The organism is Guyparkeria halophila (assembly GCF_034479635.1).
Lineage (GTDB): Bacteria > Pseudomonadota > Gammaproteobacteria > Halothiobacillales > Halothiobacillaceae > Guyparkeria > Guyparkeria halophila.
Window position 1 is genome coordinate 469,143 of record NZ_CP140153.1, and the last position, 24,605, is coordinate 493,747.

20 protein-coding genes are annotated in these 24,605 nt (G+C 68.1%); 10 read left to right on the forward strand and 10 right to left on the reverse strand.

The genetic code is table 11. The features are described 5' to 3' along the window. Positions 1-774 precede the first annotated feature (774 nt). Complete coding sequence (mgtE, locus tag SR882_RS02175) at positions 775-2,154, forward strand: magnesium transporter (protein ID WP_322521719.1); 1,380 nt, start codon at positions 775-777, stop codon at positions 2,152-2,154. Between the two features lie 12 nt (positions 2,155-2,166). Here the strand turns inward: mgtE and SR882_RS02180 are convergent, their stop codons facing one another. Further along, positions 2,167-3,402, reverse strand: coding sequence for a GGDEF domain-containing protein (locus SR882_RS02180; protein WP_322521720.1), 1,236 nt, complete (start codon positions 3,400-3,402; stop codon positions 2,167-2,169). A 40-nt stretch (positions 3,403-3,442) separates the two neighbouring features. Continuing rightward, positions 3,443-4,951 (reverse strand): polyphosphate:AMP phosphotransferase, encoded by a 1,509-nt coding sequence (pap, locus tag SR882_RS02185; protein ID WP_322521721.1) that lies wholly within the window; start codon positions 4,949-4,951, stop codon positions 3,443-3,445. A 116-nt stretch (positions 4,952-5,067) separates the two neighbouring features. On the opposite strand from pap, the gene SR882_RS02190 reads away from it, so the two are divergent. Then, positions 5,068-7,428, forward strand: coding sequence for a DUF255 domain-containing protein (locus tag SR882_RS02190; RefSeq protein ID WP_322521722.1), 2,361 nt, complete (start codon positions 5,068-5,070; stop codon positions 7,426-7,428). Positions 7,429-7,753: 325 nt separating this feature from the next. On the opposite strand, the gene bioB is transcribed toward SR882_RS02190, so the two are convergent. Both bioB and SR882_RS02200 read right to left on the reverse strand, forming a co-directional pair. After that, positions 7,754-8,752, reverse strand: coding sequence for a biotin synthase BioB (gene bioB, locus SR882_RS02195; protein ID WP_322521723.1), 999 nt, complete (start codon positions 8,750-8,752; stop codon positions 7,754-7,756). Between the two features lie 5 nt (positions 8,753-8,757). Then, complete coding sequence (locus SR882_RS02200) at positions 8,758-9,189, reverse strand: hypothetical protein (protein WP_322521724.1); 432 nt, start codon at positions 9,187-9,189, stop codon at positions 8,758-8,760. 42 nt (positions 9,190-9,231) lie between these two features. On the opposite strand from SR882_RS02200, the gene SR882_RS02205 reads away from it, so the two are divergent. The 3 genes from SR882_RS02205 (at position 9,232) to SR882_RS02215 (ending at position 11,324) form a co-directional block, all read left to right on the forward strand. Next, positions 9,232-9,948 (forward strand): ComF family protein, encoded by a 717-nt coding sequence (locus SR882_RS02205; RefSeq protein WP_322521725.1) that lies wholly within the window; start codon positions 9,232-9,234, stop codon positions 9,946-9,948. 235 nt (positions 9,949-10,183) lie between these two features. Beyond that, positions 10,184-10,432 (forward strand): type B 50S ribosomal protein L31, encoded by a 249-nt coding sequence (locus SR882_RS02210; RefSeq protein ID WP_322521726.1) that lies wholly within the window; start codon positions 10,184-10,186, stop codon positions 10,430-10,432. Positions 10,433-10,439: 7 nt separating this feature from the next. Beyond that, a complete protein-coding gene (locus SR882_RS02215; RefSeq protein ID WP_322521727.1) occupies positions 10,440-11,324 on the forward strand; it encodes a thermonuclease family protein in 885 nt (294 codons plus the stop codon). A gap of 266 nt (positions 11,325-11,590) precedes the next feature. On the opposite strand, the gene hemF is transcribed toward SR882_RS02215, so the two are convergent. The 6 genes from hemF to SR882_RS02245 form a co-directional block, all read right to left on the reverse strand. Further along, positions 11,591-12,547, reverse strand: a complete 957-nt coding sequence (hemF, locus tag SR882_RS02220; protein WP_322521728.1) for an oxygen-dependent coproporphyrinogen oxidase — start codon at positions 12,545-12,547, stop codon at positions 11,591-11,593. A gap of 1 nt (position 12,548) precedes the next feature. Next, on the reverse strand, positions 12,549-13,109 hold the full coding sequence (locus tag SR882_RS02225) for an L-threonylcarbamoyladenylate synthase (protein ID WP_322521729.1): 561 nt from the start codon (positions 13,107-13,109) through the stop codon (positions 12,549-12,551). Then, positions 13,106-15,610, reverse strand: coding sequence for a DNA topoisomerase I (locus tag SR882_RS02230; protein ID WP_322521730.1), 2,505 nt, complete (start codon positions 15,608-15,610; stop codon positions 13,106-13,108). Before SR882_RS02230 ends, SR882_RS02225 begins: the two co-directional genes overlap by 4 nt. 16 nt (positions 15,611-15,626) lie before the next feature. Next, the gene (locus SR882_RS02235) at positions 15,627-16,100 is read right to left on the reverse strand and encodes a DUF494 family protein (RefSeq protein ID WP_322521731.1); all 474 of its coding nucleotides are present in this window, start codon (positions 16,098-16,100) and stop codon (positions 15,627-15,629) included. A gap of 86 nt (positions 16,101-16,186) precedes the next feature. Next, the gene (gene dprA, locus SR882_RS02240) at positions 16,187-17,272 is read right to left on the reverse strand and encodes a DNA-processing protein DprA (protein WP_322521732.1); all 1,086 of its coding nucleotides are present in this window, start codon (positions 17,270-17,272) and stop codon (positions 16,187-16,189) included. A 102-nt stretch (positions 17,273-17,374) separates the two neighbouring features. Next, complete coding sequence (locus tag SR882_RS02245) at positions 17,375-18,568, reverse strand: LysM peptidoglycan-binding domain-containing protein (protein WP_322521733.1); 1,194 nt, start codon at positions 18,566-18,568, stop codon at positions 17,375-17,377. A 225-nt stretch (positions 18,569-18,793) separates the two neighbouring features. On the opposite strand from SR882_RS02245, the gene def reads away from it, so the two are divergent. From def to SR882_RS02270, 5 genes are read left to right on the forward strand one after another with little or no spacing between them, the layout of a single operon-like run. After that, positions 18,794-19,300, forward strand: a complete 507-nt coding sequence (def, locus tag SR882_RS02250; protein ID WP_322521734.1) for a peptide deformylase — start codon at positions 18,794-18,796, stop codon at positions 19,298-19,300. Continuing rightward, positions 19,297-20,250, forward strand: a complete 954-nt coding sequence (gene fmt, locus SR882_RS02255) for a methionyl-tRNA formyltransferase (protein ID WP_322521735.1) — start codon at positions 19,297-19,299, stop codon at positions 20,248-20,250. Before def ends, fmt begins: the two co-directional genes overlap by 4 nt. Then, positions 20,240-21,652 (forward strand): 16S rRNA (cytosine(967)-C(5))-methyltransferase RsmB, encoded by a 1,413-nt coding sequence (gene rsmB, locus SR882_RS02260; protein ID WP_322521736.1) that lies wholly within the window; start codon positions 20,240-20,242, stop codon positions 21,650-21,652. The genes fmt and rsmB overlap by 11 nt, the downstream gene beginning before the upstream one ends. Positions 21,653-21,663: 11 nt before the next feature. Further along, on the forward strand, positions 21,664-22,227 hold the full coding sequence (locus tag SR882_RS02265) for a DUF4390 domain-containing protein (RefSeq protein ID WP_322521737.1): 564 nt from the start codon (positions 21,664-21,666) through the stop codon (positions 22,225-22,227). Beyond that, positions 22,224-24,605 carry a sensor histidine kinase gene (locus SR882_RS02270; protein ID WP_322521738.1) on the forward strand — a complete coding sequence of 794 codons (2,382 nt, stop codon included), beginning with the start codon at positions 22,224-22,226 and terminating at the stop codon, positions 24,603-24,605. Before SR882_RS02265 ends, SR882_RS02270 begins: the two co-directional genes overlap by 4 nt.

Here is a 24,605-nt window from a genome sequence, read left to right on the forward strand (position 1 = left end):
CGACGTCCGGTCTCGAAGCCTCGCGACCGGCGGCTGTCTTCGGGGCCGGCTCGACGTGACTTCCTGTCACGGCGAGCCTCGGAGCGACGTCCCTGTCGCTCCGACCCCGAGCCAACCACCGGCCGCGAGGCAGGACGCAAGGGAACCTGATTCCCAACCATCAGGTGGCGTAACGTAACTCTCCAAGGGGGCTGCTGCCCTGAGGTCGCGGTCTGGGCCTAATCGAAGAGTTGAGTCCCCTTGTGCCTTGCCTCGCGAGCGAGGGGTTGCAGGGTCTGGCCGGCAGGGAGGCCGGCCAGAGGTTCGCCGCGACAGGACGTCGCGTCGAACCGACCCGTCCGCAATCCCTCGTTCGCGAGGCTGATCGTCGCGGATGCAATCCGCGGCGATCAGGCCCGCAGGGCCAAGGCATCGGGGTGTCTTCTTTTCGTCGGTTTTCTTGGACAAGCAAGAAAATCGACTCGCGCGCCGGGCACTGCGGCAATTCCTTGCCGACTCGCGCAACCGGCGCACGAAATATCATCCAGCGGCAAAGCACGTGTCCTCCAAAGGCGCGTGCAACTGCCTTGTCGAGCTGGCCCGTCGCTGATGCGGCCTTAGCGGACGAGGCTCGCTCCCACAATGGCTGGATGGTATCGATTCTTGGCCGTGATGTCGGCAAGGGGTCGTACAGTCGCAACAAGCCGTCGCTGGCAGCTATATTTCCTCTTGCCGTACCACCGAGCTGACAACCTGTTGTCACACCCAGCGATTCACCCCAGCCGGAGCCCCTCGATGCCGCAGTCCGAGAAAATTCAGCAGCTTGCCGAGGTCTTCGAACGCTTCGAACGCGAGGAGATCGAGGCCGACGGTCTCTGCGATGACCTGGGTGCCGTGCGCGACCAGGACATCGCCCGGGCGATGGCGGGGTTGTCGACCGACGGCATGTCGCGGGTGGTGGATGTGCTGCCGGACGACCGCCGAGCCGCGGTGTTCGGTTTTCTCGAGCCCAGGGCGCAGTACGCGCTGGTCGAGAGGCTCGGCGAGACGAGGGCGCGTGAATTGCTCGAGGCGTTGCGCCCGGACAACCTGACCGCGCTACTCGAGCATCTCGAACCGGAAGAGGGCGAGGCGGTGGTGCGCCGCCTGAGCCCTCACCGGGTGCAGCAGGCCCTGCGGCTCTTGGGCTATCCGCCGGAGAGCGCCGGGCGGCTGATGACGCCGGAGTTCATCGCGTTGCGGCCGGAGTGGACACTGGCCTACGCGCTCGAACACGTGCAGCAGCATGCCGGTCGCAGCGAGACCATCGACACGCTTTACGTCACCGACGCGCACGGCCGGCTGCTCGGCTGGACCGGCCTGCGCAAGCTGGTGCTGGGTGCTCCCCAGTCCACGGTGGAGTCGCTGATGGACAGTGATCCGGTGCATGCGGTGGTCGGCGACGACCGCGAAGAGGTCGCCCGCCAGATCCAGCACTACGATCTCACCGCCCTGCCGGTGGTCGACGAGGGGGGCGTGTTGCTCGGCATGGTGACCATCGACGATGTCATGGACGTGGTCGAGGAGGAGGCCACCGAGGACATCCACAAGCTCGGCGGCCTGGGGGCAAGGCAGGTCAGCCTGCGCGGGGCGTCGATCCTCGATCTGTTCAAGAAGCGCATCGGCTGGCTGTTGCTGCTGGTGTTCCTGGCCATCTTCGCCGCCGGGGCGGTTTCGGCCTTCGAGGAGACGCTGGAGGCAGCGGTGGTGTTGAGCTTTTTCCTGCCGTTGATCATCGGCTCGGGCGGCAACGCCGGCTCGCAGGGGGCGACCATGATGGTGCGCGCCCTGGCCACCGGGGACGTGGGGCCCAAGGACTGGCTCAAGCTGTGGGTGCGGGAGCTGGGCGTGGCGAGCGCGCTGGGCCTCACCATGGGCGCGGCGGCCTGGGGGATCGGGCTGTTCTACGGTGGCACGATGCTGGCCAACGTGGTGTTTCTGTCGATGATCGCGGTGGTGGTGTTCGGCAGCATGGTGGGGATGCTGATGCCGTTCCTGCTCACCCGCTTCAACCTTGATCCGGCCACCGCCTCGGCGCCGCTGATCACCTCGATCGCCGATATCGGCGGCATCCTGATCTACTTCGGCATCGCGACCGCCTGGATCGGGGTGACCGGGGCGAGCCCGGCGGGCTGATTCTCCGGACGGTCAGTCGCGGCCCGACGATTGGCCGGGCTCTCGCCGCTCCGCCGGTCCGTCGCGGCGCTGCCGCTTCTGCTGGTACATCCGGCCATCGGCACGCGTGATCAGTGTGTCGAGATCGTCGCCTTCCTCGGGCCAGCGCGCCCAGCCGATGCTCAGCCGCGGGTGGATGCGGTGGTCGGCCACATCCAGCGGACGTTCGAGTTCGGCGCGCAGGCTGGCCTCGAGTGGGGGGGTGGCATTGTCGCCGTCGGGGGCCAGCAGGCAGAACTCGTCGCCGCCCAGTCGAGCGACGATGCCCGGCTCACCGGCGAAGGCCTGCAGTCGCTCGGCAAGCCGGGCAAGGACGTCATCGCCGATGGCGTGGCCGTACTGGTCGTTGACCGGCTTGAAGCAGTCCAGGTCGATGTAGGCCAGCGCGAACGGCGCGCGGTCGTCGTGGATGCGCCGGTGGGCCCGTTCGTAGAAGGCCCGCCGGTTAAGCAGTCCGGTCAGGGCATCGTGGCTGGCCTCGAAACGCAGTCGTTCGCCGGCCTGGTCGAGCCGTTCGGCCTGTTCGTGCAGCTCGTGTTGCAGGCGCCGGAAGGTGCGACGGGTGCTGACCATCAGGACGCCGGCGAACAGGATGCCGCCGAGGCCGAACCAGAGCATGAACTGTCGCGAGGTTTCGGCCGTGTCGCGGGCGCGGTCGACGGCCGCCTGCATGTTGGCCTGCTCGTGACGGCGCAGTTCCTGGATGACGCCGTCGAACTCGCGATCGAGATCGAACAGTTCGCTGCGCACGATCTGCATGGCGGGCTCGAGTTGGTCGCGCGCGGCCAGATCGACGACGCGATCCTGCAGCGCGACGGTCCGCGGGATCAGTTCGTCCTGTCGCTCCATCAGCGCCAGGCTGCGCTCGTCATCGAGCCGGGCGCGCAGCGCGTTACGAGCCTCGCCGACGCGGTTGCCCCACTTGTGATAATCCATCATCAGGGCGTCGCGCTCGAACGGGTCGTGGGTGAGCAACTGGTTGATCATGGTCTGGTGGCGGTTGTAGGCCGCCTCGAGCAGGTCGCTGGCCAGTTGCAGGCGTTGGCCGTGGTCCTGGGTGACGCTCTTGAGCTCGACCTGCAGGCGGTGGTTCTGCCACAGGCCATTGGCGACCACCACGATCATGCCGGCGAGCAGGATGCCGAAGGCGGCGGTGATCACGCCGATCTGTCGGCCGTGCGTTTCGCGCAGGTGGTGGCTGAACTTCATGGCGTCGTCTTCTTCCCTGTGTTGCCGTTATCGGGGCGGATCAGCCCTTGCCGGAGCGGTCGCGTTTGACGGCCTTCTCCACCGCCTCGGCCGCGATGCGCATCACCTCGACCCGTGCGTAGCGCTTGTCGTTGGCCGGGATGATGTGCCACGGCGCGTACTCGGTGGAGGTGCGGATCACCATCTCGTTGATGGCGGCCTTGTAGGCATCCCACTTGTCGCGATTGCGCCAGTCGTCGGGCGTGATCTTGTGCTTCTTGTAGGGCGTCTGCTGGCGGGCCTCGAAGCGCTTGAGCTGCTCCTCGGGCGTGATGTTGAGCCAGAACTTGAGCAGGGTGACGCCGTGGTCGGCGAGCTGCTCCTCGAAGGTGTTGATCTCGTGGTAGGCACGCGCCCAGTCGGGCTGGGGGGCGTAATCCTCGACCCGCTCGACCAGTACCCGGCCGTACCAGGAGCGGTCGAAGATGGTCCAGTAGCCGTCGCGCGGCATCTGTCGCCAGAAGCGCCACAGGTAGTGGTGATCGGCCTCCTCGTCGGTGGGCGCGGCAATGGGAATCACGCGGTAGAGGCGGGCGTCGAGCGCCTCGGTCAGGCGGCGGATCGCCCCGCCCTTGCCGGCGGCATCCCAGCCCTCGAACAGGGCGACGACCGGCCGGCGTGCCTCGAAGCCCTGCCAGCCGAGCCGGTTGAGGCGGGCGTCGAGCTCGCGTTTTCTGTGCTTGTAGTCCGCCTTGTCCAGTACCCGGTCATCGGGGACGTGGTCGACGATGGTGCGCCGGGCACTGTCGGCCTCGGGCAGGGCCGGGGCGTGCGAGACCTTGATGGAGTTTTGCTTTGCGCCGTTCGCCAGGCGGGTGTCGATGGCGCGCAACAGGGTCTTGCCGGCGGTCAGGTCGCGAAAGTGCGGATCGGTGGCCTCGATCAGGAACCACGGTGCCTCGCCGGTATCCGTCTCGCGCACCACGCGGGTGGCGATGTCGATGAACTGATCGTAGTGGTTGGCCGCCTTGGCCGTTTCCGGGGCCATGTGCCAGTGGCTCTGGGGGTCGCGGCGTCGTTCTTTGACCCGGCGGGCCTGTTCCTTGGCCGGGAGGTGAAACCAGAACTTGATCAGCAGCACGCCGCCGTTGATCAGCATGTGCTCGGTCTCGCGGATGCGTTCGAGCTCGCCGCTGATGCCGTCTTCCTCCAGGTGGCCGTGCTGGGCGTCCTCGATCAGGTGCTGGTACCAGCCGCCGAATAGCACGCCGATCTCGCCGCCCCCCGGCATCGCCCGCCAGTAGCGCCACCAGCGCGGGCGCTGCTTCTCCTCGTCGGTCTCGTCCCAGAACACGTGTGTCTGCACGCCGCGCGAATCCAGCCATTCGAGCAGGTGATTGACCAGCTCGCCCTTGCCGGCGCCGGCCACGCCGTTGATCAGCAGGAGCACCGGCAGGTTGGCGGCCCGCGCACGGCGCTGGGCGTCGAGCAACTGCAGGCGCAGGGCTGGCACGGCGTCCTTGAAATCGGCCTTGGCGAGGCGGCGGCCCAGTTCGGCGGCTTCGAACATCGGGATTCCTGCATAAACGGGGAAAACAGCAAGCCTAGCACCGCCCGCGTGTGTTGCCGCATTGTCCGTCGGGCTGTGCCATTCTCGGGGCCGGGATCGACTGATGGGGTGATGGGATGAATCGATTGCACAAGTGGCTGTGGCCGCTCGTCCTCCTGGCGATGACCATGACCATGACCATGACCATGGCCATGGCCCGGGCCGGGGCCGGCGGTCCGGCCGTGGCCGAGAATCGCTTGGCGGACACCGCCTCGGATTACCTGCGCGATCACGCCGACAACCCGGTCGACTGGTATCCCTGGACTGAAGAGGCCTTGGCGTTGGCCCGCGAGCAGGACAAGCCGATCTTCGTCTCGGTGGGCTATTCCACCTGCTACTGGTGCCACGTCGCCAAGCGCGAGCTCTACCAGGACCCGGAGATCGCCGCGGCGATGAACGCGGGGTTCATCAACATCAAGGTCGACCGCGAGCAGCGCCCGGATCTCGATCGCGTGCTGATGGCGGCCACGCGGGCGTTGGGCGAGGGCGGCGGCTGGCCCAACAACGTCTTTCTCACCCCACAGCTCGAGCCGTTCTTCGCCGGCAGCTATTTCCCGCCCGAGCCGTTGCCGGGACGCGAGAGCTTCCCGCAGATTCTCGAGCGCCTGTCCGAGCAGTGGCAGACGAATCGCGAGCCACTGCTAGAGCGGGCCACCAGAACGGCCGAGGCGCTGCGCGAGGGTGCGGATGCCAGTCTGGCGCCCGAGCGCATCGACCCGGCGGGCTGGCAGGCGCGTGCCATCGAGACGCTGGCAGGGCAGTTCGATCCGCTGGTGGGCGGGTTCGCCCCGGCGGGGCAGTCGAGCCGCTTTCCGCAGTCACCACGGCTGGCGTTGTTGATCTCGGCGCTCGATGACGACGAGCAGGCCGCCATGGCCGAGCCGATGCTGCGCCAGACCCTGGCGGCGATGAGCATCGGCGCGCTGTTCGATCACGTCGGCGGCGGATTCCACCGCTACACCGTCGATCCCGAGTGGGCGATCCCGCACTTCGAGAAGATGCTGGTCGACAACGCCCAGTTGGTCGGTCTCTACGCGCGGGCCGGGCAGCGACTGGGCGATGACTGGTTCGACGACGTCGCCGCGCGCAGCGTCGATTATCTCGAGCGCCGGCTGTGGGCGGATGAGGGGGGCTATTTCACCGCGGAAAACGCCGAGCTCGACGGCATCGAGGGCAAGAGCTACGTCTTCACCAGCGAGGCGATCCGCGCGGTGCTGGGCGAGGATGCCGAGGCATTCCTCGACTGGCATCAGCTGGTCGCCCTGCCGGAAAGCCGGATCGATCACCAGCTGCCCGATGGCGGGGCCGTGAATCTGGCCGTGGGCCGGGCCCTTGATGCCTTCGAGCAGGGCGAGCTGGCCGAGTCGATCGGCGGATTCGATACGGATTACGCCGCCCTGCTCGAAGCGCGCCAGGCGCGCGGCCTGCCCCAGCGCGATCGCAAGCGGGTGGCCGAGTTCAACGCCCTGGCCGGTCTGGGGATGCTGGCGGCAGCCCAGCCGCTCGATCGGGGCGACTGGCACGCGCGCGCGCAGGCGGTAGGTGACTGGCTCTGGACGAGACTCTGGGACGCCGATGCGCAGCGCCTGAATCGACAGGCCTACCAGGGCGAGGTCTCCGGCGAGGCGTTCCTTGCCGATCACGCGGCCGCGGGTCGCCTGATGCTGGCCCTGTACGGGACGAGTCACGACATCCGTTGGCTGTTCCGTGCCCAGCGGCTCGCTGCAACGATCGAGCGCGATTACCTCGACGAGTCGGGGCGGCTGCACGAGCGCCCGCCCCAAGCGGGTGGCGGATTGCCGCTCTCGCCGCCGCTGGTGGGAGACGATGCCTCGCCTTCGGGGCATTCGCAGGCGGTGGTGTTCCTGCTGGATCTCGGCGCCGTGCTCGAGGACTCGGCGCGGCAGGAACGCGCGGTGCGTGCCCTGGCGGGGTTTGCCGCCGAGGTGGATGCCGCGCCGGCGGACTGGGGCTTCCTGGTCGGGGCGCTGGCCCGGCCCTCACGCGCCGAGGCGGTGACGCGCGAGGCGGTGCGCCTGGTCGAGGCGGCCGATGCCGGCGGCGGGCCGGGCGAGACGCGCGATCACGTCGAGGTCGAGGCGCGCCTGATCGAGGGTGGCGCGGCCATCCTCGTGCGGCTGGCGATCGATGACGGTTTTCACCTCAATGCCAATCCGGCCAGCGAGGATTTCCTGGTGCCGACGCGAATCACCGCGCTGGACGGCGAGATCGGGCCGATCGACTACCCGCCGGGCAAGCCCTTCCGCGCCCAGTTCGCCCGTTCGGCGATCGATGTCTACGAGGGCGCGCTCGAGTTGCGGGTGCCGGTCACCGGCGAGAGGCCGACGCGTCTGCGCCTGGAGCTGCAGGCCTGCAACGACGAGGTCTGCCTGGCGCCGGACGAGGTGGAGGTGGCGGTTGATCGGGGCGGCCAATAGCGGCCCGAAACGGCCGTAGGAGCGGCTTTAGCTGCGAAATGGCAAGGCGTCACCCGATCCCATCGCGGCTAAAGCCGCTCCTACAGCGCCCGGCGCCCCCTGTGGGAGCTTGCCCTGCAAGCGAACCGCGCCGCGAGGCGCGGGCCCCGGGCGGATTGGTCATCACAGGACGGCGACTGCCGTCGTCTTCGCGGGCAGGGCCCGCTCCCACAGTGGGGCTTTGCTTGCTCGGCCGGCCAAACGAGTCGGGCCGCGGCCGACCGGTGGGTCAGTCGCGGCCCGTGCTGGCCGTCTTGTCCTGTGCTGGCCGTCTTACCGTGGGCGATCAGGCCGAGGCGGAGGCCGGCGCGCTGTCGGCCGGTTCGTCGAGCTGGCAGCCCTCGGGGATCAGCGGGGTCAAGCCCAGCTTTTCGAACATCGCCTCGTCGGCTGCCGCGTCGGCGTTTTCGGTCGTCAACAGCTTCTCGCCGTAGAAGATGCTGTTGGCCCCGGCGAAGAAGCACCAGGCCTGGATCGCCTCGCTCAGGCCCTCGCGGCCGGCGGACAGGCGCACGTGCGAACTCGGCATCAGGATGCGGGCGACCGCGATGGTGCGGATGAACTCGATCGGGTCGAGCGCCGGCACGTCGGCCATCGGCGTGCCGGGGATGCGCACCAGCATGTTCAGCGGCACGGATTCCGGCGCGCGTTCGAGATTGGCCAGCGTGGTCAAAAACGAGGCACGATCCTCGCGGGATTCGCCCATGCCGAGGATGCCGCCGGAGCAGACGTTGATGCCCGCCTCGCGCACATGGTCGAGCGTCTCGAGGCGGTCGTCGATCGAGCGGGTGGTAATCACCTGGTCGTAGAACTCGGCCGAGGTGTCGATGTTGTGGTTGTAGTAGTCGAGCCCGGCTTCCTTGAGGCGGCCGGCCTGCTCGGGCTTGAGCATGCCGAGCGTGACGCAGGCCTCCATGCCGGTCTCCTTGACCACGCGCACCATGTCGATGACCCGCTCGAGCTGGGTGTCGGTGGGGTTGCGCCAGGCCGCGCCCATGCAGAATCGCGAGGCGCCCTTTTCGCGCGCCCGGCGGGCGGCGGTGCGCACCTCGTCGAGAGGCAGCAGGCGCTCGCGTTCGAGGCCCGTGTCATAGCGGGCGCTCTGCGAGCAGTACTTGCAGTCCTCCGGGCAGGCACCGGTCTTGATCGAGAGCAGGGTGCTGACCTGGACCGCATTGGGATCGAAGTGCTCGCGGTGCACCGTCTGCGCCTGGAACAGCAGGTCGTTGAAGGGCTTGTCGAACAGGTCGAGCGCTTGTTGCTTGCGCCAAAGCGGGCGGGTCATGGGAATCAGTTATCCTCGAACGATTCGGGCGGTTCGGTGAAGGAATCTTCCCAGGTATCTTGCTTGATCCGGTAGAGGTCGTAAAGCGACCAGGGGATCAGGATCACCGCGGCAATCGCCCAGAGGACCAGGTAGAAGGTCAGGCTCGGCGGGGCGAATACGGCGACCACCATGGCGGTGCCGGCCACGCCGTAGAAGCGATAGGCGGCCCATTGGGTGTAATAGCCCACCTTGGGATTGGGGTGGTGCTTGTTCAGCGCGTAGACCAGCATGGAAAGGCCGGTCCAGAAGATCGCCAGCGGCAGCGGCACGATCATCGCGACGATGTTGCCCCAGTTGAACCAAGTGGCAGCCCGACGGGCCGACTTGCCCGAGATGCGAGTCGGGACGTGTTCGTCGTTCGACTCGAGTGTCTGGGCGGATGCATCGTGGTTCATGATGAAACGACCTCTAAATATGCGTATGGGATGCAGATTAGCATGGAATGGAAGCCCTCGCGACGGCGGCGCTGGTTCGACGCACCCTGTCATCTCTGCGGCCTCGATACCGTCGATGCCGATGGTCTGTGCCCGGACTGCCGCCGCGAATGGCGCGCCGGGCTGGGCCGGCCGCGATGCCGGGCCTGCGGGCTGATCCTTGCTGGCGACCCGACCGCCGGGGCGGGGGACGAGACCTGCGCGGCCTGTGTCGGTCGGCAATCGCCGTTCGAGCGCGTGATCGCGGCGGTCGATCTCGACCCGGCGGTACGCGCGCTGATCCATCGGCTCAAGTATCGTCAGGATTTCAGCGTCGTGCCGCTGTTGCAAGCCACGCTGGTCGAGGCCGTGGCCCAACAGGTGCCGGCGGTGGGCCCCGATGCGCTGGTGCCGATGCCGCTCCATCCGCGGCAGCGCCGCCGCCGCGGCTTCAACCAGGCCTGGTTGCTGGCCGACGGGGTGGCCCGCGCGACCGGCGTGCCGTTGCTGCGTCACGGGGTGCGACGGGTGCGCGATACCGGGTCGTTGACCGCGCTGTCGGCCCGTGCCCGTCGTGGCGCGTTGCGCGGCGCCTTTGTCGCGGAGGGCGCGATTCCCCGCCACGTCGCGATCATCGATGACGTGCTGACCACCGGCGCGAGCGCCCAGGCGCTGGCCGCGGCCTTGCATCGGGGCGGCGCGAGCGCCGTGTCCGTCTGGGCGTTGGCGCGAACGCCCTAACCCGGATATTTCATGAAATCCACGCGTAGATGTGGCTTGTGCCGTGCCGGGAGTTTGGGTAGAATCTCGCGCCTTGGCCGTCCCGGCCGCGTACGCCCGTGGTGATTGTCAAATCCCGGCGTGTAGCGGCGGGGCGGCGGCCCCGCGAGGGGCGAACCCGAAGACGATCAACCTGAGATGCGGCCCCGGCGGCATCCGACCCAACTTTCGAACCTTTACCAGGGGCAGAATCGAGATGAAAGAAGGCATTCACCCGAACTACCAGCCGGTGGTGTTCCAGGACGTCGCGGCGGACTTCGCCATCCTGAGTCGTTCGACCATGAAGTCGAAGGAGACCATCAAGTGGGAAGACGGTAACGAGTACCCGCTGGTCAAGATCGACGTATCCTCCGCGAGCCACCCGTTCTTCACCGGCAAGCGTTCCGAGGGCAGCATGGCCAAGCAGGTGGACAAGTTCCGCAACCGTTACGGCCAGAAGAAGTAAGACCGGTATGGTCGCGTTCCTGCCAATCGGCCGGGCGCAGCAAAAGGGCACCGCGGGTTTTCCCGGTGCCCTTTTTCGTGTGCGCTTGATGGGGTTGGCCGCGCTGTTCGTCGCATTGGTTGTCTCCAACGGCTGCGTGGCCGAGGAGCCGCCCCAGTCGCCCACGGGGAGCTGCGCGCCACCGCCGGAACGGGCGCTCGAGTCGGCCACGGTCGGCTACGTCAACGACGGCGATACCGTCCGGCTTGCCAACGGCGACCGGGTGCGCCTGGTTGGCATCGACACCCCCGAGCTGGGGCGCGATGGCGCGGCCGATGAGCCCTATGCCGCCGAGGCACGGCAGGCCCTGCGCGCGTTGCTGGCCGAGTCGCGCAACCGCGTGACCGTGGTCGATGCCACCGAGGGCGAGGACCGCTACGGCCGCCGGCTTTCCTATCTCTACCTGCCCGACGGGCGCTCGGTGCAGGCGCGGCTGCTCGAGCAGGGCATGGCCATGGCGGTGTTCGTCGCCCCCAACCTGGAGCTCGCGGACTGTCTTGTGGCGCACGAGAAACGCGCACGGCAGGACGAACGCGGCATCTGGTCATTGTCCGCCTATGCCCCCGGCCTGCCGAGTGCGGCGGGGATTCCCGAGACGGTGCAGGGCGCGGCGATCGTCCGCGGCCGCGTGGTGTCGGTGGGTGACAGCCGGCGCCATGTCTGGCTCAACCTGGAAGGCCGGGTGGCCGTGCGCATCGACAAGGCCGACCTCGCGCGTTTCCCCGGCTGGGATTTCGAGGCGTTGGAAGGCGAGGAACTGCGGGTTCGCGGCTGGATCGTGCACCACAGCAACCGCTACCAGGACTGGTTTATCCCGGTGGATTCGGCGCATGCCCTCGAGCGGCTGGATTAGCGTGACCCCGTCACGACGCTAGCCGGGAATGAACGCCGTAATCAAAGAGGGCGAACCCAACCGGGTTCGCCCTTTTCTGTGGGATGGTGCGTGCCCGCTAAGTGGGCGTGCGCGGCACCCCGGGACTCGCGTTTTCCCTCGTAGGTCGGACTTCAGTCCGACAATCCGTCCGGTTGCGAGGACGGAGCGGGAGCGATGTCGGGCTGACGCCCGACCTACTGGAGGGGGCTTGTGCGGTTATCAGCTGGCCGATGATCTGACGCGATTCAGCGTTCGGCCAGCCAGTCCCGCGGGCGCAGGAACTCGTCGTAGAGTCGTGCCTCCTCGCTGCCCGGCTCGGGGTGGTAGTCGTAGCGCCAGGCGGCGCGCGGCGGCATGGACATCAGGATCGACTCGGTGCGCCCGCCCGACTGCAGGCCGAACAGGGTGCCGCGGTCGTAGACCAGGTTGAACTCCACGTAGCGGCCGCGACGGTAGGCCTGGAAGTCGCGCTCGCGCTCGCCGTACGGGGTGGCCTTGCGCTTTTCGACCAGCGGCAGGTAGGCCGGCAGGTAGTGGTCGCCCACCGAGCGCATGAAGCCGAAAGCGGTATCGAAGTCGACCTGGCCGTCGGCACCGTAGTCGTCGAAGAACAGGCCGCCCACGCCGCGCGGCTCGTTGCGGTGCTTGAGCCAGAAGTACTCGTCGCACCACTGCTTGAAGCGCGGATAGTGATCGTCGCCGAACGGCCGGCAGGCGGCCTCGGCCTGCTCGTGCCAGTGGACGGCGTCCTCGGTAAAGCCGTAGTAGGGCGTCAGGTCGAAACCGCCGCCGAACCACCACACCGGCTCGACGCCTTCCTTCTGTGCCTGGAAGAAGCGCACATTGGCATGCGAGGTGGGCGCGTACGGATTGCGTGGGTGGATCACCAGCGAGACGCCCATCGCCTCGAACGAGCCGCCGGCCAGATCCGGGCGGTGGGCCGTGGCCGACGGCGGCAGCTTGTTGCCGGTCACATGCGAGAAGTTGATCCCGGCGCGCTCGAAGGTGCCGCCATCCTCGAGGATGCGGCCCCGACCCTCGCCGTTGAGGTGGTCGCCGGGCGGGCGCTTCCAGTCGTCGTGCAGAAAGCGCGTGCCGTCCTCCTGGCTCTCCAGGCCGGCCACGATCCGGTCCTGCAGGTCGATGAGGTAGTCACGAATGGCCTGGAGGTCGGCCTGCGTATCGGCCTTCTTGTCCGCCATGTCAGCTCCTGATGGTCCGCCCGGTGGGCCAGTGGATGATCTGGGAGGGTCGGGCGCGTCGATCGACGTTGCCCGGGATGATCTGGACGTCGGCGCGCGCGAACAGGCGTCGTGCCGTCAGCGCATCGCGCGCCGCCGGGCGGCCGCTGATGTTCGCGCTGGTGGAGACGATCGGGCCGCCGAAGGCGCGACTGATCGCGCGCGCCGTCTCGTGGGCCGGGACCCGCAGGGCAATCTCCTTGCGCCCGCCGGTCAGCCAGGGCGGCACGCCGTCGGCCGCCGGCACGATCACGGTGCGCGCCGCCGGCCAGTCGGCCGCAATGCGCGCCCACTGTTCGGCATCCACCGCGGCGAACGGCTGGAGCATCTCCGGGGTGTCGGCGATCAGGATCAGCCCCTTGCCGACCTCGCGCTGCTTGAGGGCGAGCAGGCGCATGACCGCGAACGGATCGAGCGGCGCGCAACCCAGACCGAAGACCGCCTCGGTCGGGTAGGCGATCAACCCGCCGTCATCGAGGTGCCGAGTGATCTCGCGCAGCTGGAACGGCGACGGGATGCTCATTCAGCCTTGTCTCCGGAGGCGCTTTTCGGGGCGCTCTTCTTGGCCGCGGTCTTCCGGGTGGTGGTCTTCTTTGCCGGTGCCTTCTTGGCAGGGGCCTTCTTCGCCGGTGCCTTCTTGGTCGTGGTCTTGCTCGCCGGCTTTTTGGCCGTCGCCTTCGTGGTCGACTTGGCAGTGGTCTTCTTCGCGGCCGTCTTGGGTGCCGCCTTGCGACCGCGGCCCTTGCGCTCGGGCGCCTTGGCGATCATCTCGATCGCCTGCTCGTGGGTGATCGCCTTGGGGTCGTCGTCCTTGGGGATCTTGGCGTTCTTGTTGCCGTCGGTCACGTAGGGCCCGTAGCGGCCGTTGAGCACCTGGATGCCGTCGTCGAACTCGTTGATGATGCGGTTCTTCTCGGCGAGCTTCTTGACCTCGATGATCTCCAGCGCGCGCGGCAGCTCGACGGTGTAGGGGTCGTCGTCCTTGCCCAGGGAGGCGAACTTGTTGCCGAATTTCACGTAGGGGCCGAAGCGGCCGATGTTGGCCTCGACCGGCTCGCCCTCGGGCGTCTCACCGAGCTTGCGCGGCAGCTTGAACAGCTCCATCGCCTCGTCGAGCGTGATCGTCGCGATGCTCTGGTGCGGGCGCAGCGAGGCGAATTTCGGCTTTTCCTCGTCGTCCTTGGTGCCGATCTGGACGAACGGGCCGAAGCGGCCCAGGCGGGCAACCACCGGCTTGCCGCTCTTGGGATCGGTGCCGAGCTCACGGCCCTGCGCGGCCTCCTGGCGGGAGACGTTCTGCTGGGTGTGCTCGATGCGCTTGGAGAACGGTTCCCAGAATTCGCGCAGCAGCGGCACCCAGTCCGTCTCGCCGCGCGAGACGGCATCGAGCTCGTCTTCGAGCTTGGCGGTGAACTCGTAGTCGACCACGTCGCGGAAGTATTCGGTCAGAAAGCCGTTGACCACGCGGCCCATGTCGGTGGGCTTGAAGCGGCGCTGCTCGAGCTCGACGTATTCGCGCGAACGCAGCGTCGAGATGATGCTGGCGTAGGTCGACGGGCGACCGATGCCGTATTGCTCGAGCGTCTTGACCAGGCTCGCCTCGGTAAAGCGCGGCGGCGGCTCGGTGAAGTGCTGGGTGGCGTTGATCGCGGCGAGTTCGATCTGCTGGCCTTCCTCCAGCGGCGGCAGGCGACGATCGTCGTCCTTGTCGGAGGCCTGGTCGTCCTCGTCCTCGCGGTACGCGGCGATAAAGCCCGGGAACTTCAGGGTCGAGCCAGTCGCGCGGAAGCTGTGCTCGTCACCGGCGGCCAGGTCGACGGAGACCTGGTCGAAGATCGCCGGGTTCATCTGCGAGGCCAGCGTGCGCTTGAAGATCATCTCGTAGAGACGGAACTGGTCGCGGTTGAGAAACGCGCGCACCTTGTCCGGCGTGTTGGCAATCGAGGTCGGGCGGATCGCCTCATGGGCCTCCTGCGCGTTCTTCGACTTGGTGCGGTACTGGTTGGGGGTTTCCGGCACGTAGTCGGCGCCGTAGCTCTGGCCGATGTGGTGGCGGATCTCGCCGATGGCATCGTTCGACAGGTTGACCGAGTCGGTACGCATGTAGGTGATCAGACCCACGGTGCCCTGGCCGATGTCGACGCCCTCGTAGAGCTCCTGGGCGGTGCGCATGGCGCGCGAGGCGGTCAGCCCGAGCTTGCGCACCCCCTCCTGCTGCATGGTGGAGGTGGTGAACGGCGGCGCGGCGTGGCGCTTGCGCTCGCGGCGATCGACCTTGGCGACGCTGAGCTTGCCAGCGGCGGCCGCCTCGAGGCGTTCGCGCGCCGAGGTGGCGCTGGTCTCGTCCTCGAGGGTGAACTGCGCGACCTTCTTGCCGTCGAGTTGATAGAGGCGCGCGGCGAACGGCTGGTCGTGGGTGCGGCAGTCGGCGGCAATCGACCAGTATTCGCGCGGGTTGAAGGCCTCGATCTCCTGCTCGCGCTCGACGATCATCCGCAGGGCCGGGCTCTGCACACGGCCGGCCGACAGGCCCGGGTTGATCTTCTTCCACAGCAGCGGCGAGAGGTTGAAGCCCACCAGGTAATCCAGCGCCCGGCGTGCCTGCTGGGCGTCGATCAGGTCCTCGGACAGCCCGCGCGGATGGGCGATGGCCTCCTGCACGGCGCGCTTGGTGATCTCGTAGAACACCACGCGCTTGGCGTCCTTGTCCTTGAGCAGGCCGCTGTCCTTCAGCAGTTCGTAGAGATGCCAGGAAATGGCCTCGCCTTCGCGGTCGGGGTCAGTCGCGAGCAGCAGGGTGTCGGCCTTCTTGAGCGCCTTCTTGATGGCATCGACGTGCTTCTTGTTCTTGTCGATGATCGTGTAGTTCATCGCGAAGTCGTTGTCGGGGTCGACCGCGCCGTTCTTGGGCACGAGATCCCGCACGTGGCCATAGGAGGCCAGCACTTCGTAGCCGGGGCCGAGGTATTTCTTGATCGTCTTGGCCTTGGCAGGCGACTCGACGATAACGAGATTTTCGCTCATAAGGTGTCTTTTCTAGTCAGTGCAGGACGGCGGCGTCGTCGAAGACGAGGTCTTCCATCCAGGCAAAGGCCTGTTCCTCGCCGGGTTTGGCGAACAGGACCAGCAGGACGATCCACTTGAGACGCTCGACGTCGATTTCATCCTCGCCCAGCGCCATGGCGCGCTCGATCACCGTCTCGCGGGCCGAGGGCGAGAGCACGCCGATCTGTTCGAGTTGCATCAGAAAGCCGCGAGCGTCGACGTCGAGCATCATCTGCTCGTCGTCACTGTAGACCCGGAAGGCCTGGTCGCGCTCGGGGCCGGACTCGCTGCCCTGTTCCAGTACGCCCTCGAGCCAGGCGAAGGCATGTTCGATCTCGTCGTGGTCGAAGCCGGCCTCGAGCAGCTTCATCTGCAGGCCGGCGCGCTCGTTTTGCGGGGGGAAGCGGTCCTCGTCTTCCATGTAATTCTCGAAGAGGAACATCAACAGGTCGAGAACGGTCTCTTTCATCGGCTCACCGGGACATGATGGCTTGAGTCTGCGCACGCGGGCGGGAATGCGATCGGTGCGGCGGCAGGCGCGGTCGGCAGGATGCTCTAGCTCGTGCGGACGTATAGACCGCCGGGCAGGGTGGATACATCTCCCGCCAGTTCAAGCATGAGGAGGATGGAGGAAACCTCACCGGCGGTCAATCCGCTCGCCTCGATCAGGGTGTCGGCCGGCTGCGGGTCATGGCCGAGCAGGTCGAGGACGCGCTGCTGGTCCGGATCGCGCGCCGGGGTGGCCCCTTCGCTCGCCTCGTCGGTAGCGGTGGTAGCGGTCGGGTTCATGGCGGCGGCCGTGGCTTCCAGTTGGCGGCGCAGGGTGGGGGCCAGTTCCTCGAGCACGTCCTGGCCGGTCTCCACCAGCTTGGCGCCCTCGCGTATCAGGCGGTGGCATCCACGGGCCAGCGGGTTGTGGATCGAGCCGGGGATGGCGAGCACGTCGCGCCCCTGCTCGCCGGCCAGGCGGGCGGTGATCAGCGAGCCGCTCTTGACCGAGGCCTCGACCACCAGCACTCCGCTGGCCAGTCCGCTGATCAGGCGGTTGCGGCGCGGGAAGTGCCCGCGGCGTGGTTCGGTGCCCGGCAGCCATTCGGACAGGATCACCCCGCCGCCGGCGACGATCTCGTCGGCCAGGGATGCGTGCTCGGGCGGGTAGATGCGGTCGATGCCCGAGCCGAGCACGGCGATGGTGATCCCCTCGGCTTCCAGCGCGCCGCGATGGGCCTCGCCGTCCACGCCCAGGGCCAGCCCGCTGGTGATCACCAGCCCCTGGCCGGCCAGATGCCGGGCAAAGGCACGGGCGTTCTGCCGCCCGCCGGTGGTGGGCGTGCGCGAACCGACCATCGCGACCTGCGGCTCGGTGAGCGCGGTGAGGCGACCGCGGACAAAGAGTGCGGCGGGGGCATCGGGGAGATCGTCGAGGGCAGCGGGGAAATGCGGGTCGCCGCGGGCAACCAGGTGATGGGTCGCGTCGGCGGCCAGCCAGTCGGTGATTGCCGCGACCTTCTCGGCATCGGGGCGCGCCTGGACGACGCCCTCGGGCAGTCCGGCGCGACGCCATTCACCGCGCGGGCTGTCGAGGGCATCCCTTGGCGTGCCGAAGTGGGCCAGCAGCAGAGCGAGCCGCTTGGGACCCATGCCGTGGATCCCAAGCAGCTCGATCAGTGCGGTGGTCTCGAGGCCGATGCCCGGCGCGGTCGTCCGGGCGCTCGGTGGGGAGGTTGGTGCGGGAGGCACCGCTTAGAGGCGACTTTCCTGGACCGGGGTCTGGGCCAGGTCGCCCTCGTGGACCGGCTGGGTGGCCTTGATGACCAGCGCGTAGCTGACGCGGTCATAGGCGCGGAAGACCATGGCGGTGCCGATCGGGTGATCCGGCAGCAGCACGGCCGGGCCACGAGTGGCCTCGCGGCCATCCTCGCCGGCATCACGCTCGGCGAAGCGGTCCTCGACCACGCGCCCGCGCTTGCTGATCTGCAGCAGGTCGCCGGCCGTCACGCCCGACTCCATGCCGCGGTCGATCACGATCACCTGCTGGCTGCCCACCTGGGTGATGGCGTCCGGCAGCAGGATGATGGTCGCGTCGATCGGGAAGGCCGGGATCTGGGGGGTGACGTCGCGATCGAAGGCCTCGTCGGTCATCTCGACCAGTCGGTCGCCTTCGTCGACTTCGCGCACGGTATCTTCGAGTTCGACGGTGGTCGGATCGTCGATCTCGACCACGTTGGCCTCGCCCTTGAAGATGGCGCGGTAGCCGAGGTGTTCGCCGGTGCGGCCGTCGACCAGTGCCTTGCCCTGCTCGACGACGGCAAAGCGCTGCTGCGAGCCGTCGAGCGGCGGGCGGACGTAGGCGGTGTCACCGCTGCTGGCGTGAATCGAGCCTTCACGGTTGGCGAGGATGTAGGGGGCGGCCTCGAACTCGTCCTCGGTCATCACCTGGTCGTGGGTCAGGAACGGACGCACCAGGTCGAGCGGCACGGCGGCGACCAGCGGCGGCAGCGATTCGTAGCGGATGTGCGGGCGCAGGCCGACGGCCAGCCGCGGGCGATCACCGACAAAGACGATCTGGATCCGGTCGCCCGGGTAGATGCGGTGCGGATTGGCAATCTCGGGGTTCGCGTACCAGATCTCGGGCCAGTAGTAGGGATCCTTGAGGAAGTGGTTGGCGATCGACCAGAGGGTGTCGCCTTCCTTGACCACGTAGTCCTCGGCGGACAGGTCACGGAACTGGTCGCGGGTTTCCTCGGCGCTCAGCTGCCGCTTGACCGGGCCGCGCTCGGCGCCCAGCGGCAGGGCATCGGCCGACATGGGTTCGCGCGGGTTGACCACGTCGTCTTCGGTCAGTGCGCAGCCGGTGAGGCTGCCGGTCAGCGGCACGAGGCCCGCGAGCGCGAGTGCCAGGGCTGGTGCCAGGGGGAGTCCTTTGGTCGATCTCATCGTTACAACGTCCTTGGTGTCCGGCCGAGAGCAGCCCGCGTGCGGACTGTCCCCCCGTGATTGTCGACATTCATCTGGGTTCTGCCGAGTGCTGGCGTACAATGTATCCCCAAATACGGCTTGTTGTAAAAGATTTCGCCCCTGCCGTCCAGTCGGCCAGTGGGCGACCGAAGTGCCGTGCCAGTGACGCCGCCACGGCGAATAACCCATACCAGTGACCGACGTATGAGTCTGCGAGACATCCTCATTTATCCCGACGATCGCCTGCGCGAGATTGCCCGCCCGGTCGATTCCTTCGAGCCCGCGCTGGCCGAACTGGTCGCCGACATGTTCGAGACCATGTACCAGGAGAGCGGCATCGGCCTGGCTGCCACCCAGATTGACGAGCACCGGCGGCTGTTCGTCGCCGACGTGAGTGAGGATCGCAGCGGGGCCATGGCGTTCGTCAATCCCGAGATCGTGGCGCGCGCCGGGGAGGTCGAATCCGAAGAGGGCTGCCTGTCGATCCCGGGGATCAACGAGACCATCCCGCGCGCCGAACGCATTCGCGTGCGTGCCCGCGACGAGAAGGGCAAGGCCATCGAGCAGGATCTCGACGGGCTGCTGGCCATCTGCTTCCAGCACGAACTCGACCACCTGGACGGCCGGTTGTTCATCGACTACCTCTCGCCGCTCAAGCAGCAACGCATCCGCAAGAAGATGGAAAAGGCCGCGCGCCGGGAGCGTGTATGAGCCTGCGCGTGGTCTACTGCGGCACGCCCGATTTTGCCGTGCCGGCACTCGAGGCGCTGGCGCGCCTCAACGAGATCGGCGGCGAGAAGGTCGAACTGGTCGCCGCCTACACCCAGCCCGACCGCCCGGCCGGGCGGGGCAAGAAACTTACCGCCCCGCCGGTCAAGCAGGCCGCCCTCGAGCTGGGCTTGCCGGTGGAGCAGCCGCTCAACCTGAAGGACGACTCGGCCCAGGCACGGCTGGCCGAGCATCGCCCCGACCTGCTGGTCGTCGCCGCCTACGGATTGATCCTGCCGCCCGCCGTGCTCGAGATGCCGCGTCTGGGCGCGATCAACATCCATGCGTCATTGCTGCCGCGCTGGCGCGGGGCCGCGCCGATCAACCGCGCCATCGAGGCGGGCGACACCGAGACCGGCATCACCATCATGCAGATGGAGGCCGGGCTGGATACCGGCCCGATGTGGTTCAAGCGGATCGAGCCGATCCATCCCGACGATACCGCCGCCACCCTGCACGATCGGCTCGCGCCACTCGGTGCCCAGGCGCTGATCGAGGCGCTGCCGGCCATCATCCGTGGCGAGGGGGCGCCCGAGCCTCAGGACGATACGCAGGCCTGCTATGCCGCCAAGCTCGCCAAGCCCGAGGCAAAGGTCGACTGGCGCGAGCCGGCGGACCTGATCGAGCGGCGCGTGCGCGCCTTCAATCCCTGGCCCGTCGCCCAGACCACGCTGGCCGGCGAGCCATTGCGCCTCTGGGGCGCCCGAGTGGTCGAGGGCCGCGAGGGGGCGGCCGCCGGCGAGGTGATCGAGCTGACCGCCGACGGCCTCGTGGTGCAGACGGGCAGCGGTGGTCTGGAGTTGACCCGCGTGCAGCGCGCCGGCGGCCGGCCGGTGGCAGCCGCCGACTTCGCCCGCGGTCGAGATCTGCTGGGGGTGCGGCTTGGCGGATAACCCACAGGCCGATCGCCAGTCCAGGCGCCGCCCCGACGGCCAGCGGGGGCGTCCGCGTCGCCGCCCCGCTGGTGCCGATCACGGCGGGCCGCCGCGCTCGCCCGAGGCCCTGGTCGCCGAAGGGTTGCTGCAGGTGGTCGATCACGGCCGTTCCCTCGATAGCGTGCTGCCCGAGCTGACCGCGCGCGCCCAGACCGCGCACCGCAGCGTGGTCCAGGCGATGAGCTACGAGGTGTTGCGCCACTACGAACCGTTGGCCTGGTGGCGCGACCAGCTGCTCGACCGGCCGCTCAATCCCCGCGCCGCCGAGGTGGGCATGCTGCTGCTGGTCGGCCTCGAGCGCCTGACCGGCTCCAAGCGCGAGCCCTCGCGCGTGGTCAATGCCGCCGTGCATGCCGCCCGCGAACTCAATCACAACTGGGCCACCGGACTGGTCAACGCGGTACTGCGGCGCGCGGTACGTCAGATCGAGGCCGGTGAGACGCCATTCGACAACGCGCCGCCGGCGGTACGGGCCCGTCTCCCGGACTGGCTGTTCGGCATGCTGGCGAACGACTGGGGCGAGGAACGCACCATCGCACTGGGCGAGCAGCTGGCCACCCACCCGCCCATGACGCTGCGGGTGAATGCCGCCGAACAGAGCGTGTCGGCCTATCTCGAACGTCTGGCCGAGCAATCGATCGAGGCCAGCGCCACGCGCCACGCGCCGCATGGGGTGGCCCTGGCCACGCCGCTGGATGTCGAGCGACTGCCGGGCTTTCATCAGGGCGAGGTGTCCGTGCAGGACGAGGCGGCCCAGTTGGTGGTCGACCTGATGGACCTGTCACCGGGCTTGCGCGTGCTGGATGCCTGCTGCGCCCCGGGTGGCAAGACGTTGGCTATGCTCGATGCCCAGCCGGCCGTGCAGATGACCGCGGTGGATATCGACGTCACCCGGCTGGCGCGGGTGCAGGACAATCTCGAACGCTCCGGGCGCTACGCCGAGCTGGTCTGCGCCGATCTGACGTCGCAGTCGATCGAGCCGCCGGCGAGCTTCGACCGCATTCTCGCCGACGTGCCCTGTTCGGCCACCGGCGTGATCCGGCGCCACCCGGACATCAAGCGGCTGCGTCGCCCCGAGGATCTCGACGCCCTGGTGCGTCGACAGCGCGAGATCCTCGAGCGGCTGTGGGCGCTGCTGCGCCCGGGCGGGCGCCTGGTCTACGCGACCTGCTCTATCCTCAAGCGCGAGAATGACAAGCAGGTCGAGTCGTTCCTGCGCGATCACCCGGATGCGGTGGCGGTGCCGCTGGATGTCGACTGGGGCGAGCCGCAGGTGGTCGGTCGGCAGCTGTTCCCGCAGGTCGATGGCCACGACGGGTTTTATTACGCGGTATTGGAAAAGCCGGTGGCCAACGGATGATCCCGGCGCGCGTGTCACGTCCCGGTTGGTTGCTCCTGATGCTCGTGGTCGGGCTCGGCGGCTCGACCGGGCTGCACGCGGATGCCCGGGTGATCGACGTGCACGCCGAGGTGCGCGAGGAGTCGGTGTTCCTCGATGCCAACCTCGAACTGTCCTTGGGCCACGAGGTAATCGAGGCGCTGCGCAACTCGATTGCCGTGAACCTGATCGTCGAGGCAGAGATCGCCGAGCCGCGCGAATGGCTCTGGGATCGGCGCCTGCTGACCGATCGGCGCCGACTGCGTCTGGAGTATCACGCGCTGTCCCGTACCTGGATGGTTACCGATTTCCATGCCCGCGAGACGCACACCTTCTCCGAGCTGGCCGGCGCGGTCGAGTCGCTCTCGCGCGTGCGGGCGTGGCGGCTGGGACCATGGGCGGCGCTGGCCGACAAGCCGCGTCTGCTGGGCAAGCTGCGCGTGACGCTGGACGTGAACAAGCTGCCACTGCCACTGCGTGTCCCGGCCCTGTTCGAGGACGCCTGGGACCTGGACAGCGACTGGTTCCTGTGGGGGCTGTCTGAGGTGAGGCGATGACGCGTCTGGGCCGCCGCATGCAACGCTGGGTGAGGCGCGCCATCCCGCCGATCAGCGCGATGGTCATCGTGCTGTTGCTGGTGCTGCTGTATCTCGTTTCCGACTCGCTGCGTGCCGTCGAGCAGCCCGAGGGGCTGTTCCTGACCCTCCTGGGCGTCAGCGCGGTGGGGCTGCTGTTCCTCGCCATCGTGGTGCTCTGGCATATCGTCCGGCTGATCCGCGATTATCGCCGTGGCACGCCCGGCTCCCGCTTGACTGCGCGCCTGGTCGTGACCTTCGTCGCGTTGTCGGTGGTGCCGGTGGCGATCGTCTTCTACTTCTCGCTCACCTTCGTGCAGCGCGGCATCGATTCCTGGTTCGACGTGCAGGTCGAGCAGGCGATGACCGATGCCCTCTCCCTGTCGCAGATGTCCTTCGATGGCCGCATGCGCCAGGCACTGGAGCAGACTCGCCGTGCCGCCAGCGAGTTGCAGGACGGCGGCTCGGAGCTGATCGCGCTGGAGCTCTCGCAGATGCGGCGCACGACCGGGGCCGAGGAAATGACCATCCTCGGTCAGCGCAACCTGATCGTCGCCTCCTCCTCCGAGGATGCCACCAGTATCGTGCCGGCGCGTGCCGACGAGACCGCACTGGCACATGCCCGCTCCGGGCGGGATTTCATCGGGCTGGATCCCGGTGGCGACGGCAACCTGCAGATCCGCGTGGTGGTGCCGATGGAGGCCGGGCTCACCAGCGAGGGCGGCAAGCGCGTCCTGCAGGCGCTGTTCGACGTGCCCGATGAGGCCAACGAGCTTTCCAAGAGCGTTCAGGATGCCTTCAACAACTACCGCGAGCTGGTCTACCTGCACAGCTCGCTCAAGCAGACCTTCACCCTGGCCCTGACCCTGGCGCTGTTGTTGTCCCTGCTGACGGCGGTCTGGCTGGCCTTCCTGGCCGCGCGCAAACTTCTCAGTCCGATCCGCGAACTGGCCGCCGGCACCCACGCGGTGGCCGAGGGCGACTACAGCCTGCGCCTGCCGGTCGACCGGCGTGACGACCTGGGTCAGCTGGTCCAGTCGTTCAATACCATGACGGCCCGGGTACGGCGCGCCCACGAGGTGATGCGTGAGCTCCAGGAGCTGGCCGACAAGGAGCGCGACTACCTGGACACCGTGATCCAGCACCTGTCCTCGGGCGTGCTGACACTGTCCTTCGACGGGCGCATCATCAGCGGCAACTCGGCGGCGCAGCAGATCCTGGGGGTGGCGTCGGACGAGCTGTTCGAGGGCTCGCTGCAGGCGGTCTGTCGCGAGCACGCCAGCCTGTTGCCACTGTGCGAGGCGTTCCTCGATAGGCTGGGCGCGGCCGGGCCGCCGCCGGGCGAGACGGTCGAGGCCCAGGTGCGCATCATGAACGGCAGTGGCCGCAAGGTGCTGCTCGCCAGGCTCGCGGCCTTGCCCCCGGACGGCGATGTGGACGCCGGCGGCTACGTGATGGTGCTCGAGGACGTCACCGCGCTGATCCAGGCGCAGCGGGATGCGGCCTGGTCGGAAGTGGCGCGTCGCCTGGCGCACGAGATCAAGAACCCGCTCACCCCCATCGGCCTGTCGGCCGAGCGGCTGCGCCGGCGTATCCTGCCGCAGCTCGACGAAGGGCATGCCCCGATCCTTGACCGGGCCACCGCCACGATCATCGCTCAGGTCGACGCCATGAAGCACATGGTCAACGAGTTCGCCGATTACGCGCGCAGCCCGCAGGTGAGCTTCGAGCGGCTCGACTTGCAGGCCCTGGCCGGCCAGACCGTCGAGCTCTACCGCGGCAACACGGCCGTCAAGGTCCGTTACCTGCCGGAGGTCGACGAGCCGGTCTGGGTCGAGGGCGATGGCAACCGGCTGCGCCAATTGCTGCACAACCTGATTCGCAACGCCAGCCAGGCGCTGAATGAACGCGGCGCGGTGGCGGGCGAGCCGATCGTGTTGCTCGACCTGCGGGTGATCGGTGAACAGGGGCATTGCCTGGCCGAGCTGACGGTGGCCGACAACGGCCCCGGTTTCCCGGCAGAGATGCTCGATCGCCTGTTCGAGCCCTACGCTACCACCCGGCCCAAGGGCTCGGGCCTGGGGCTGGCGATCGTCAAGAAGATCGTCGAGGAGCATGCCGGGGCCGTGCATGCCTGGAACGCGTTCGAGCAGCCGGAGAACGACGACACCGAGGCGGGCCGGCGGCTTGCCAATCACGGTGCACGCGTTACGATTCGCCTACCCTTGGAATCGGGGCGCTGCGAGGCGCGCGGCAATCGCCGCCGGGAAGACGCCCCCATCGAAAAGGGCCGCCACGAGGGCGACCACGTCGATAAGGGTCGCCAAGGTGGCCCCCACGGAGAAACGGGAATTTCCTGA